This window comes from Pantoea sp. BS_8 (assembly GCF_041954965.1).
Taxonomy (GTDB): Bacteria; Pseudomonadota; Gammaproteobacteria; order Enterobacterales; family Enterobacteriaceae; genus Pantoea; species Pantoea stewartii.
This window is the reverse complement of record NZ_JAVAXU010000017.1, coordinates 14,629-27,873: the sequence shown is the minus strand read 5'-3', so window position 1 is coordinate 27,873 and position 13,245 is coordinate 14,629. Positions and strand designations below refer to the sequence as shown.

General features: G+C 52.7%; 10 protein-coding genes. 7 read left to right on the top strand and 3 right to left on the bottom strand.

Annotated elements, in window-relative coordinates; translation table 11 throughout:
• Nucleotides 1–163: 163 nt before the first annotated feature.
• The 4 genes from RAC65_RS21030 (at nucleotide 164) to RAC65_RS21015 (ending at nucleotide 6,217) form a co-directional block, all read left to right on the top strand.
• A complete protein-coding gene (locus tag RAC65_RS21030; protein WP_375097226.1) occupies nucleotides 164–1,450 on the top strand; it encodes a methyl-accepting chemotaxis protein in 1,287 nt (428 codons plus the stop codon).
• Nucleotides 1,451–2,207: 757 nt separating this feature from the next.
• A complete protein-coding gene (locus tag RAC65_RS21025) occupies nucleotides 2,208–3,494 on the top strand; it encodes a PAS domain-containing methyl-accepting chemotaxis protein (RefSeq protein WP_006118256.1) in 1,287 nt (428 codons plus the stop codon).
• Nucleotides 3,495–3,961: 467 nt separating this feature from the next.
• A complete protein-coding gene (locus RAC65_RS21020) occupies nucleotides 3,962–4,714 on the top strand; it encodes a DUF1868 domain-containing protein (protein ID WP_226376284.1) in 753 nt (250 codons plus the stop codon).
• Between the two features lie 294 nt (nucleotides 4,715–5,008).
• On the top strand, nucleotides 5,009–6,217 hold the full coding sequence (locus tag RAC65_RS21015) for an aldose 1-epimerase family protein (RefSeq protein WP_058702240.1): 1,209 nt from the start codon (nucleotides 5,009–5,011) through the stop codon (nucleotides 6,215–6,217).
• A gap of 131 nt (nucleotides 6,218–6,348) precedes the next feature.
• Here RAC65_RS21015 and RAC65_RS21010 read toward each other — a convergent pair whose 3' ends face one another.
• Both RAC65_RS21010 and RAC65_RS21005 read right to left on the bottom strand, forming a co-directional pair.
• The gene (locus RAC65_RS21010) at nucleotides 6,349–6,711 is read right to left on the bottom strand and encodes a hypothetical protein (RefSeq protein WP_006118252.1); all 363 of its coding nucleotides are present in this window, start codon (nucleotides 6,709–6,711) and stop codon (nucleotides 6,349–6,351) included.
• Between the two features lie 442 nt (nucleotides 6,712–7,153).
• The gene (locus RAC65_RS21005; protein ID WP_058702259.1) at nucleotides 7,154–8,068 is read right to left on the bottom strand and encodes a LysR family transcriptional regulator; all 915 of its coding nucleotides are present in this window, start codon (nucleotides 8,066–8,068) and stop codon (nucleotides 7,154–7,156) included.
• A 145-nt stretch (nucleotides 8,069–8,213) separates the two neighbouring features.
• On the opposite strand from RAC65_RS21005, the gene RAC65_RS21000 reads away from it, so the two are divergent.
• Together RAC65_RS21000 and RAC65_RS20995 are read left to right on the top strand one after the other, a co-directional pair.
• A complete protein-coding gene (locus RAC65_RS21000; protein ID WP_058702241.1) occupies nucleotides 8,214–9,635 on the top strand; it encodes a M20 family metallopeptidase in 1,422 nt (473 codons plus the stop codon).
• Complete coding sequence (locus RAC65_RS20995; protein WP_058702242.1) at nucleotides 9,632–10,906, top strand: MFS transporter; 1,275 nt, start codon at nucleotides 9,632–9,634, stop codon at nucleotides 10,904–10,906. The genes RAC65_RS21000 and RAC65_RS20995 overlap by 4 nt, the downstream gene beginning before the upstream one ends.
• A 439-nt stretch (nucleotides 10,907–11,345) precedes the next feature.
• Here RAC65_RS20995 and RAC65_RS20990 read toward each other — a convergent pair whose 3' ends face one another.
• Nucleotides 11,346–11,516 carry a hypothetical protein gene (locus RAC65_RS20990; protein WP_193750316.1) on the bottom strand — a complete coding sequence of 57 codons (171 nt, stop codon included), beginning with the start codon at nucleotides 11,514–11,516 and terminating at the stop codon, nucleotides 11,346–11,348.
• 353 nt (nucleotides 11,517–11,869) lie between these two features.
• Here RAC65_RS20990 and RAC65_RS20985 point away from each other — a divergent pair, with 353 nt between their 5' ends.
• A complete protein-coding gene (locus RAC65_RS20985) occupies nucleotides 11,870–13,180 on the top strand; it encodes a glycosyl hydrolase family 28-related protein (RefSeq protein WP_058702243.1) in 1,311 nt (436 codons plus the stop codon).
• Nucleotides 13,181–13,245 lie beyond the last annotated feature (65 nt).

The window sequence follows — 13,245 nt, the reverse complement described above, 5'->3', positions numbered from 1 at the left end:
ACTGTGCGCTCACCGTGGCTGAAATGTGACCTAAATATGACATGCGCAATGCCGATAACCGAAGTAGACCCGAGCCGATCGACTTCCCCTTAACCGGGTCGCTGTCTCTCCACTACGCGGTCATCACCTTTCGAGCTTATTACAGCGATATCTGGAGAGATCTATGTTTTCCCTTATGCGTTTACTTCGCGGCAAAAACGCGCGGAGCGCCTCGGATGATCAGAATAATATCCAGGCCATCCAGGCCTGTAGCGGCTGGATTGAATTCACGCCCGAGGGCATTATTCTCACGGCTAACCCGGCCTTCCTTGCCGTAACGGGTTACCAGCTCAGTGAGATCACCGGTCAGCACCATCGGCTGTTCTGTAAGCCTGATTTTGTGCGCTCCCGTGAATATGCCCTGTTTTGGGAAACCCTGGCCTCAGGCCAGTCATTCAGCGGCATTTTCGAACGCTACCGCAAAGACAACAGCCTGCTCTACTTAAGCGCTAACTATTTCCCCGTGAAAGATAAACACGGCACGGTCAAAAAAATTATCAAAATCGCTAACGACATTACCGATCGGCATGAAGAACTCACGCATAAAGAAGCGATTATTACGGCGCTGAACAACACCATGGCCATGATTGAATTTACGCCACAGGGCGAGGTCATTAATGCCAATAAAAACTTCCTTACGCTGATGGAGTACGATCTGGCCGCTATTCAGGGCAAACATCACCGTCTGTTCTGTTTTGACGCGTTCTATAAAGAAAACCCGGACTTCTGGCACAGAATTCAACAGGGGCGCGCGTTCACCGGGCGCTTCGAACGGGTAACAGCATCAGGAAAACGCGTCTGGCTTGAGGCCAACTACAACCCGGTGAAAGATGCCTCGGGACACGTTTATAAAGTGATTAAGCTGGCGTCGGATATTACCGAACGTGTCGTCACGGCGCAGGACGTGGCGGATATCGCCATGACCACGTCTGAAAAAACGTCACACATCACCGTGAATGCCAATGATGTTCTCAGTCAGACGGTGCGTAACGCCGAATCGATGGCTTCGCAGGTCGCTGCGGCAGCGGGAATCAGCGACAAACTGAATTACTCAGCCAAAGACATCAAAGAGATTGTCTCAACCATCCATAACATTGCCGGACAAACCAATATCCTGGCGCTCAATGCTGCGATTGAAGCCGCACGGGCAGGCGAAGCAGGACGCGGTTTTGCCGTGGTAGCAGAAGAAGTCAGACGTCTTGCTGCTTCTACCTCACAGGCGACGCAGAAAATCAGCAAGGTGGTCGAAGAAAATGCCAGCCTGATTGGCGAAATGCACCAGCAACTCGACGGCATTAACAGCTTTCTTACCACAGAAAACGACAAAATCACGCATCTGTCCGACAAGATTCAGGAAATTTTCAGCGGCGTGAACGAATTCGTAACGGTGATTCATCGACTGAAGGTCTGAGGGCACAGGCAGCATTGATGCGATTCACGGCACTGCATACGGTTTTATTGTCAGGGTTACGCCCCACACACGGGCGCGTCATTGTTTGGCGCGTCAGCCTTTTCTGCTGCCGCCAGCCTGTCGACGCCGCCGTGTGGTGATGCAGCTCACGGGTATCACAGCGGCGACATGCCTGCCCGACAGAAAATCCGGCTCATCGCCATCGCAGGCGCGTTCTCGGGTGTGCATGAAAACGCCTGGCGACGCCATTGCCATCGGCTTCGCTCTCGCTGATTCACGCTTTCCTGTCATAAAAACGTCCCTACACTGCAACAAGCCCTAAACACTTTATGTTGACTGTATAGCCCCTCCTGATGTCTTCTTTTACCTCGTTTGACAAACTCTGGTTAACAATCTTATCCGGTCTGTAGCGGTTGCCGCTGACATCTGCCCGGAAAAGCCCCCGCTCATCCTGCTTTTTTATCTGCCGTCCTGTCTGGCAGCGGGAAGCAATCCGCCACATGGCTGCTGTTTTTCTGCTTTCGCCATCTTTTCACTGTTACAGGCAGTCTGTCAGAAGACGTAGCTCGTTATCTGTGTGCACTGACAGTCACTGTGATAAGCATCAATTTTTTTAATACATTTCTAAATATGAACCGGCCTGTGCCGATAAGTTAAATGACCCGGGCCGGACGCTTTACTTTCCATCAGACAGCAAACTCTCCGCCACGAGGCCCGACGCTTTACGCCCCTTTAACTGAATCAGATGGAGAGAAGTATGTTAGCCCTGACACGTTTTATGCCTGGTAAAGCTTCACTGGGGTTAGCGGACGACCAGACCAATACACAGGCGATCAAAGCCAACATCGGCTGGATTGAATTTACGCCCGACGGTCGCATCATTACGGCAAACACGCCTTTCCTCGAACTGACAGGCTACACGCTAAATGAGATCGCCGGTCAGCATCATCGCCTGTTCTGCGATGATGAATTTGTGCACTCCAGCGACTATACCCACTTTTGGCAAACACTCGGCTCAGGTCACTCGTTCAGCGGTATCTTTGAGCGGTTTCGCAAAAATCACAGCCGGCTGTATTTGAGCGCCACCTATTTCCCTGTGAAAGATCGCCACGGTGCGGTGAAAAAAATCATAAAAATTGCCAACGACATTACGCATAAACATGAAGCGTTAAAGCATAAAGAAGCCATCATTACCGCGTTGAATAACTCCATGGCCATGATTGAGTTTACACCGCAGGGTGAGGTCATTGACGCCAATAACAATTTTCTGAAATTAATGGGCTATCAGCTTGAGGCCATTCAAGGTAAACATCATCGCATATTTTGCTTTGATGAATTTTATAAGGAGCAGCCTGATTTTTGGCAAAAGATTCAGCAGGGGCGTGCTTTCACAGGGCGTTTTGAACGTGTGACAGCGTCTGGAAAACGCGTCTGGCTGGAGGCCAGCTATAACCCTGTCAAAGATGCCTCCGGGCATGTTTATAAGGTTATTAAACTGGCGTCTGATATCACCGACCGCGTAGAGAATGCCAAACGGATCGCTGACATTGCCGTCACAACGTCGGAAGAGACGTCGCAAATCACCTTTAATGCCAATGATGTCCTGGGTGAGACCATCCGCAATGCGGAATCCATGTCGTTACAGGTGGGTGCGGCAGCAGACATTGGCGACAGACTCAATCATTCTTCCATGGACATAAAAGAAATTGTTTCGACGATCAACACCATCGCCGGACAAACCAATATTCTGGCGTTAAACGCGGCGATTGAGGCCGCGCGGGCAGGCGAAGCGGGACGTGGGTTTGCCGTGGTGGCCGAGGAGGTCCGGCGACTGGCGGCTTCGACGTCGCAGGCGACGCTTAAAATCACGAAAGTTGTGGAAGAAAATACCGCGCTCATTGAAAACATGTCCCGGCAGCTTGATGAAATCAGACGCTTTCTTACGACTGAAAACGATAAGATCAGCAATCTCTCGCGCAGTTTTCAGGAGATCAATCGCGGGGTAAATGAATTCGTGACGGTCATCCACCGGCTCAATGTATAAGCATGAAAACGTCATGCCAGCGGCGCATACGCTGGCTTTTTCTTTCTCAGACGAGCAGAAAAAAGCGCGCAGATGAACAAGCCACGACGACGCTGCATCGGGCGTTATGAAGCGTGCTGCAAGCTCCATTGCGGCCCGCTTAGTCATAACAGATATTCCTCTTTCGCTCGTTGTACATCTTCAGTCATTTTTTAGTCACAGATCTTCACTAAGCTCCCCGGTTGAGAAGCGCCCTGAGCGGATCACCGTGCAGGATGACGTCGGGTTCTTTGTTTCTGCGCATGCGCGTTATTGTCCCCTTATCACAGCACCCCTGCCTGTTAAGCCCGGTCAGGCATGAGAACAGCTTCTCAGGAATACATCACGCGCAGATACGGGTGGCGTTGCGCGGGGAAACGGTCCCGTTACCGACCTTGTCGGAACCGGCTAAATGCAGAGGTTATTCGATGACAACACGGAGAAGGCTGTTGAAAGGTACGATTGCCACCTTGGGCGGTCTGGCCGCTTCCCTCGCCATCGGTGCGGAACACCGCCCCAACGACGTGGGTCGTAAGTTTGACGCAGATGGCCGGGTTCTTCCCTTTAAAGGAAACACGATTATCTGCCATCTGCCGCAGCAAGGTGACGGCTCAGAACCCTTTGATGCCCTGCTTGATGTCTATCGTGAATTACCCGGCGAAAGCTGGTCAAGGAAGGTTACCGCACTGCCGCCCTCCAGTTATCACATGACTGTTTTCGGCGGAGCCAACGACAAGGCAAGACGCTATCCCTTATGGCCTGCCGGGCTGCCGCTGGACATGCCCATGGACGAGTGCGACCGGATTCTGGCTGAACGCCTGCGGACATATAAACTGGGTGAGGATGCCTCGCCTTACCACATGCGCGTCAATCCGGAGGCGCCGTCTGCGCGTGAAACCCCGTTAACGCTGCGCCTGCTAACGGCGGATGCAGAGACAGAGACGCGGTTGCGCCGTTTACGCGATCGGCTGTCCGAGGTCACCGGCATTCGCGAACCAGACCACGATCGCTACCAGTTTCATATCACGCTGGGATATCAGGTTGCGCCGTTGACCGACGACGAAGACGCCGCCTGGCGACGTTCACTGGCGAACTGGAAAACGATGATCGCGCAGCGCGCGCCAGTTATTACACTCGGTAATCCCGAGTACTGCCTGCTGAATGATATGTTTGCCTTCAAGCGACAGTTTTATCTGACCTGATCCGCCTCACTGTACAGCGCGACGCCCCTGCTTCGCGCCTTTGTTTTGATTCCTGACTTTACGCGCCAGCCACGGTTTACCGGTGGTGGCTGAAACGTTTACAGCTTTCGCGTTTATGCCGATAAAAAGATGACATAACAGCATTAATAAGCATTTTAAATGTGAGCAACATCCCACTAACACGCTTAATCCTGCCTGATTTTCCAGCAGGTGAGAGAAATCACGTTTCCGCGTAGCCCAAATCAGTAAATTCCTCTCACTAATGAAAAAACGATTCAGCCAGAGAGGTAAACGATGAAGACGAAACTCGCACTGACGGTGCTGGCCGTAATGATTTCGGGTTCGGTATCTGCAAAAACCTGGGTGCTGACGAGTGCTGAACAAGGCACCGACAAAGGAAACTGGCAGATAAACAGCAGCGAGCTGAACATTCAGGGCAAACCGTTCAGCATTGAGCAGAAAATGTTGCATGGCGGCAAGCAGGAAGGCAGTAAGCTTCTGGTCATCCGCAGTCAGGATGGCCTGACTATTACGCTTATTCCGACACGCGGTATGAACCTGCTCCGCGTAGAGGGATTCGGCACCCGCCTGGGCTGGGATTCCCCCGTTAAAGAGGTGGTAAACCCGGCGTTCATCAATCTTGAAAGCCGCAATGGCCTGGGCTGGCTGGAAGGATTCAACGAAATGATGGTGCGTTGTGGCTACGAATGGACCGGCCATCCGGTGAACGACAAAGGCCGCATCTACACGCTGCATGGCAAAGCCGGAAACACGCCGGTCTCGCAGCTTGAAGTCGAGGTGGCGGATGCGGCTCCGCATGAAATTCGTATTCGCGGTTTGATCAAAGAGAGTACGTTTAAGAAAGCCGATCTGCAGACGTGGACGGAATTGCGTTATGTGCCGGGCAGCGATCAGTTCAGCCTGCACGACGTGCTGACCAACCATTCCGATTACCCGCACGATTACGAGATCATCTATCACAGCAACTTCAGTACGCCCATTCTGGAGGAAGGTGCCCGCTTTATGGCCCCGATGTCGGGCATCAGCCCGTTCAATGACTATGCCAAAGCGGGGCTGAAAAACTGGCAGACCTATCAAGGCCCAACCAAAGACTTCGATGAAATGGTGTTTAACATCAAACCGCTGTCCGACAAGAATCATCAGACGGTCGCCGCCGTGGTTAATAAAGCGGGCAACAAAGGCGCGTCCATTCAGTTTGATACTCAGCAGTTACCGCTGCTGACCTTGTGGAAAAATACCGACACGCTTAAACAAGGCTATGTCACCGGGATTGAGCCCGGCACCAACTATGCCTATCCGGTCACGATTGAACGGGAGCAGAAGCGCGTTAAACAGCTGGCACCGGGCGCGAGTGCAACCTTTGATCTGACCTACACGCTGTTGCACAACAGCGATCAGGTAAATGCGGTAGAGAAGCGGATTCAGGCGATTCAGGGCGACACCAAAATCGAGGAAAATTCGACGCCGATCGCGAATGAATAAGCGCGGTTTACTGCCACAAAAGCGGTAAAGTTTCGCTGCTCATCACAGAGCCGGGGGCAACCCCGGCCAGTTGGTATTTACGCGAACAGCGTGGACAGGTTTTTTATTGCGCCGCTGAACGCAATATGGCGTTACGCTGAAAACTGGCCGGGATTATCCAGCTCGTCCAGCTTCTTCTCCACCAGCCACTGAAACGTTTTACCATCCGGTTGTGAGTAGAGCGTCTTTCTCACCGTTGACAGTGCAACCCACTTTTGGGCGATGGTCATTTTTCTGACCTCCGCCAGCGGCAGCCCCTGACTCTCGCTAATCACGCGGTTGACGGCCTGCTCCGCGCTGATATCAGTCCAGTTGTGGTTACGTTTCAGCGCCTCGCCGAACCACAGCAGACGAAAACTCTGGTGACGTTCGATAAGCCCTTTCATCGCACTGACGCGCTGCCAGAACGTTTTACTGAGGGTATCAATGACATCCTCAGGAAAGAAAGAATCCATGGTGGTTCTCCTTTGCAGATGAATGTTCAGGTCAGTATGTGCACTGTTTTCTGTTTTATCGGCAAACTTCCGACTGAGTGACAGTGACGTATGGCAGGAATGATAAGCGCGTCACAGGCTAAAAACGCGCGTTTTTACAGCCTTTTACGTCCTTTACACTACTCCACAACGCAGCCGTACTGGCGATCAGATAAAGCGGAAAAGCGATAAGGCGAAGTCCGAAAAACGCAGTCTGCCTTCACAGCGGGTGCGTAACCTCATGACGTAATCAAACGGCTGAAGAATGAAGCGGCCCAGGCAAGTGAACGCACGGCGCTTTCGTCATCCGTCAGGGGATCGTGGCCGTTGCAGAGCAAAGAGGCGGGCTTGCAGGGCGTTGAGCGGAAACGCTCTTATCGTCTGGGAAGCCCTACCTGAACCTACCGCTTTATAACCCGGCGTCTCAGGGCTGCGTGAGTGCCTCCAGCGCCGTTAACTGCTGCCGCGCAAACGCTAAAAACATCTCCAGCGCAGCGCTGCGGGGCCGACCAGAAGGCACCTGCAGTTGCAGATTGCGCTGGCTCAGTTGATCGATGTTGACAGATCGCATCACCAGTCCATGCGCTTCGGCTTCCTGTAGCACGCTGAAGGCACTACAGATGGTCATCGCCAACGGCGTACGCAGCAGAAACTGGAATAAGGTAGAGAAATTATCGCAGGTCACCACCGGCTCAATCAGGTTGCCACTCATATGGCTCGCCAGCTCAAACAGCTGACGCACGGTGGTATTCTGCTGGGGCAGTGCCAGCGGATAGGGACTGATATCACGCAATGTCACCTGCGGCGCGCTGGCGAGTGGGTGGCTCTGATGCATCACTAACAACACCGGCGCAGGCCAGGAGCCGATAATTTCCACGCCCGTTTCGGCATGGAGACTGAACTGCAGCGCCAGGTCGCACTCGCCGCTGCGTATTCGTTCGGACACGCCCTGCGGGCTGGCGACATTAATGTCAAAGAGGATGCCGGGATTCGTCTCGCGAAAGTCGGCAATCATGCGCGGCAGCAACGTAAAGGCCAGCCCGTCGGTACAGGCCAGCCGAATCAGCGTGCGCCGCACGGCTTTCAGTCCTTTGATCTCGGCCAGCGCATAGTCCATATCCAGCATGTTCTTGCGCACATGATGGGCAAAAATTTCCCCGGCTTCATTCAGCACCATCCCGCGTGCATGACGTTCAAACAGCGGAACGCCCACCTGGGTCTCCAGCCGCTGAATCTGACGGCTGATAGCCGACACCGCAATAAACAACTGTTCGCTCGCCGCACTTAACGAGCCCGTATTCGCCACGGCGAGAAAATAGCGGATTTCATTACTGATCATGCGCGCCTCATGCTGGTGCATGCCTCGAAAACGGGCAGGTTAGCTTTGCTTTAAAAGCAAATCTTACTCGATAAATTGATAATTGTGGCAAAGCAGCGTTTCGGAAATGATGGGACAACATAATACGCATAAAAGATACGCAAACATGACAGCGCAAAACGCCATACAACAGGCCACCGCCTGGTTCGACAGTGGGGAATTTCAACGCATTCTGGCGCGTCGCGTGGCGCAGCGCACCGAGAGCCAGCGTCAGGATCGCGACGGCGAGTTGCATCACTATTTACACAATGAGATTGGGCCGCAGCTGCGCGCGCTGGGCTTTACTCTGCACTTTATTGAGAACACCGAAGCAGCCCATCGTCCCTTTCTGGTGGCGGTACGCATTGAAGATCCCGCTCTACCCACCCTGCTGAGCTATGGTCATGGCGATGTGGTGTTTGGCGATGACGAAAACTGGCGCGCAGGGTTAACGCCCTGGGAGCTTGTTGAAGAAGACGACCGCTGGTATGCCCGCGGCAGTGCGGATAACAAAGGTCAGCACTGCGTCAACCTGGCCGCGCTGGAACAGGTGTTTCAGGCGCGCGGCGGCAGGCTGGGTTTCAACTGCAAGCTGCTGTTCGAGATGGGCGAAGAGATCAGCTCGCCAGGTTTGGCACAGCTGTGCCAGCAGCACGGCGATCTGCTCAAAGCCGACCTGTTTATCGCCTCAGACGGTCCACGCCTGAACGCGGTGCAGCCGACCCTGTTCCTGGGCTCGCGCGGTGCCGTCAATTTCCGCCTTACCATCACGGCTCGCGACAACGCCTATCACTCCGGCAACTGGGGTGGCCTGTTGAGTAACCCCGGCACGCAACTGGCCAATGCCATTGCCTCGCTGGTGAATGCTCAGGGCGTGCTTCAGGTGGCGGCGCTGAAACCCAGTTCACTCACTCAGCAGGTACGCGATATTCTCCGGCAGATTCACGTCGGCGGCATGCCTGGCGATCCCGAGATTGACAGGGACTGGGGCGAACCGGCACTTACCCCCACAGAACGCCTGTATGGCTGGAACACGCTGGAGGTGCTGTCTTTTCTCACCGGCAATCCTGCCCGCCCCATGAACGCCATTCCGGGCGAGGCGACCGCGGTATGTCAGCTGCGGTTTGTGGTCGGCACCGACTGGGAAAATCTGGCGCAGCACGTCAGGAAACACCTTTCACAGCACGGCTTTGACAACGTGAACGTCGAGTTTATGCGCGGATCGCCTGCCACGCGGCTGGATCCCACCGATCCGTTAGTCGACTGGGTGCTGGCCAGCATGGCCGAAACCAGCGGCAAAACGCCGGCACTGCTGCCGAACCTGGGCGGTTCACTGCCTAATGAGGTGTTCTCCGACATTCTCGGCCTGCCCACGTTGTGGGTGCCGCACTCTTATCCCGCCTGCGGTCAGCACGGCGTGAACGAGCATATGCTGAAGTCGATTGCGCGCGAAGGCCTGCAGATCATGACCCGACTGCTGTGGGATTTGGGCGAACAAGGCCGCGAACTGGTCGCGAAGCATCGTCACCATGCCGGAGGTGCCGCATGAGCACACTTAATACCACCGCATCTCTGCACGCGAATAAACCCAGCCTGCATAAAACCCTGTTTGCCACCTGCATCGGTAATGCGCTGGAGTGGTTTGATATTGCGGTTTACGGCTTCTTTGCCAGCTATATCGCCCATGCGTTTTTCCCGACCCGCGATCCGTCCGTGTCGATATTGCTCACGTTCGGCAGTTTCGGTGTGTCTTTCCTGATCCGGCCGTTGGGCGCGATTGTGCTGGGCAACTATGCTGACCGCCATGGTCGCAAAAAGGCGCTACTGCTCTCCATCAATCTGATGATGCTGGGCGGTGCCGTGATTACGTTTATGCCGGGTTACGACAGTATTGGGTTGATGGCCCCTGTACTTATCCTGCTGGCGCGGCTGGTTCAGGGTTTTTCTGCCGGCGGCGAATTTGGCAGCTCGACGGCGTTCCTGGTGGAGCATTTTCCCGAGCGCAAAGCCTTTATCGCCAGCTGGCAGTTTGCCACTCAGGGGGCCAGTACGCTGATGGCATCCGCGTTTGGTCTGGGATTAATGAAAATCCTGACGGAAAGCGAGATTCAGGACTGGGGCTGGCGCATTCCCTTTGCCTTTGGTCTGCTGATTGGCCCACTGGGAATTTATATCCGCCGCCATGTGCATGAACCTGCCAGCTTTGCCACACATCAACCTGATGTTGCTCCACTTAAACGCCTGTTTGGCCGCCAGAAAGAGCTGATGTTGCTGGCGATTGGCCTGATGGTCATCTCCACGGCGGTAAACTACATGCTCAACTATGTACCGACCTATGCCACGCGCAATCTGCACCTGCCCGGCTCTGTGGCCTTTACCGCGACGTTAATGGCGGGTGTGATCCTGACTGTGGTGACGCCGGTTATGGGTCTGTGGGCAGAACGCATCGGCCGGGTTCCGTTGATGTGGGGATCGCTGATTTTACTGATCGTCACCATCTATCCCGCCTTTAAGCTGGTCGTCAGTCACACCACGCCCATCACGCTTGTCGCGCTGGTCTGCTGGATGGCGTTGCTGAAATCGATCTACTTCTCAACCGTGCCGTCGGTCATGGCCGATCTGTTTCCGATGGGCACCCGCGCCAGCGGCATGGCGATCAGCTATAACATCGCAGTGACCGTATTTGGCGGATTTGCACCGCTGATCTGTTCGCTGTTAATCACGGCTACCGGCACCAGCCTGGCACCCGGCTATTACCTGATGGCCATGTCGGTGCTGAGCGGCCTGGCACTGCTGCGCAGCCAGAAGCGCGTGAAGTAGGAGAACAGGTGCACAGGGTTGTGCACCTGACGGATTTTACAAGGTGGCAGAAGTTTGGCTGTTAACGCTTCATTTGCTTCAATAACCCCAGCATCAGTCGGGCTGAGAAAGCTGACTGATTTTTCCTTTCTTTATACCTTGCTAAGAACCCCCCGATTGCTGTCAACAATATTCATCCCCACCCACTGTAGAATGTAACAGTCTTCATAACACCCGGTAATGGCTCAATGTGTGGTCTGCCACCCCGAAAACGGAACGGTAGAAAAGACGCATTAATACTGTAAACAAGATTAACTTACTCACATGAGGCATCATCTTTATGCCGTCTGGCAAGCTGACGATAATGAAAAATAACGACCCAGTCACGATAAAGAAGCTCTGTGAACCCTCATATTCTGCTGCGTCCCAGCAGCAAGACTTACGGGGGACGTACTAACAATTAACCCGCACCGTTTTTATTCCAGTGATGGAACGGCAGAACAATAAGGATGCGTTCACCAATACGAGCAAAGATTATTTCAGCGTTATTAAGAACAGCCCATATCGGAAGTATTTTTTTAGCAGCATTAAAACTATCAGACCATGACTTTTCGCCTGGCCAGTGAGACATCTTTCCTCCGCCTGAATATGCTGTTTGTCAGCGACCCGTTCGCCTTTTTCCTGTTGCGCGATTTGGCAGGGATCTGTGAATCATTTCAGATCGGCTTTAACTGTAAAATCTATCCCGTATTCTGTTTAACTCATCCCGGCTCTGTTAACCATTTTGATCTCGCTCAATGTTCTTACGCTTAATGTTGCCTACCCAGGCAGAAACCCGTTTTTTATTACGTGCAATCATGCAAACCTGCCATTATTCGGCCCTCCCTTGCTGAAGATGCAGTAGAAACACTGCGTAATTTACATTAAATACGGACAGACACACCATGCAGATCAAGTAGGTTTTACGTTAAAAATGAGGTGAATATGGATACGTTATATGACTATATTTTTGCGCCCGACATGGGTATTTACCCTGATACATCCGAAGATCTCTCTGAAAAACTCATTGCGCTATTAAATATCAGCACGCAACAGAAAAAAGGCATTTATTTCCCCGCAGGCGTCTACCTTTTCTCGCAGGATATCCAGCTCAAATCGTTTAACTCACTGAAAGGTGATGTTACCGGCACGGTATTTCGCGGTATCAACAACAAACGCGCCGTCATGTTTGGTGACGGTCAATATGGCAATACCGTCGCTAACCTGACAATAGAGAATATTATCTTTGAGAATGCGACGCTGTATTTTTACGGAAGAAAAACCGGCATTAATGTTAACTATAATGTTTTTATTAATACGGTGAGCGATACTAACGTGGCCCAGTTAACCTGCTCAACAAAGGCTTACCTGATTAAGGGCAATGTTTTTATGCGTGGCAGGGGTTATCCCGGCGTGGCGATAAATACCTATGGCAATGCGCCCGGTCTGATAATCGAGCAAAATTTTCTGGGTTCAATAACGGACATTTCTGTTGCTGAAGCGTGGATTGATGCAACCACAAAAGCGATGCTGCTGACGCTTATCGCATTACGCACACGGGGGATAATGACATTTGATGATGAGCAGGGACACTTTGTTGCAGGTTGGTACTCGACCAGCAATTTGAAAAAAGGGGTTTTCCGTAAAAATTTCTTTTCAGGTAGCACGACTCCCCGCTTGTATAATCCAGCCAGCGGTGAAAATGATATTGTCCGGGATCATGCTGTTTATATTAAAGCCTACGACCAGGTTGAAGTTGTTGAGAACTATTTTTCAGGCTGGCCTGCTGATGCGTCCGGTCAGTTGAAATTCCGTAATGCCCGAGGCCTCGTATTTGCCGGTAACTATCTAAAAAGTATCTCATTTGATGCACGTCCCTACGACGATTTAGCCGTTCAATGGCGCATCATGCAGGATACCTTTATATTCAATAATTATTTGAACGATGGAATGATTAGCTACTGGAGTAACATTTATGATACGCCAGAGAAACACATCACCGTTTCAAAGTATCTGGTGTTCTCTAATCTGTTTATTAATCGCAGCGAAGATTCTCAACTCATTGGCTCGCCTGGCCCTGGCGTCACCCTGTTCCCTGACGCTTTTCTTTGCGCGGAAAACCGCTTTGCCGACAGTGGAAAACGGGTGGTGGTAGCAGGCGTCATCGCAGAAATCCCCCTGCCAGCGATCATCGACCTGTTACCTGACTATGCGTTGCCCTATCTGAATCTTCAGCCGATCATGCCAGCCGTGTAGCCTCTCGCTCCGCCCCGGTACCGGCCGGGGTTTATTATTAGCCTGGGCCAGGCTGGACAGCCTGA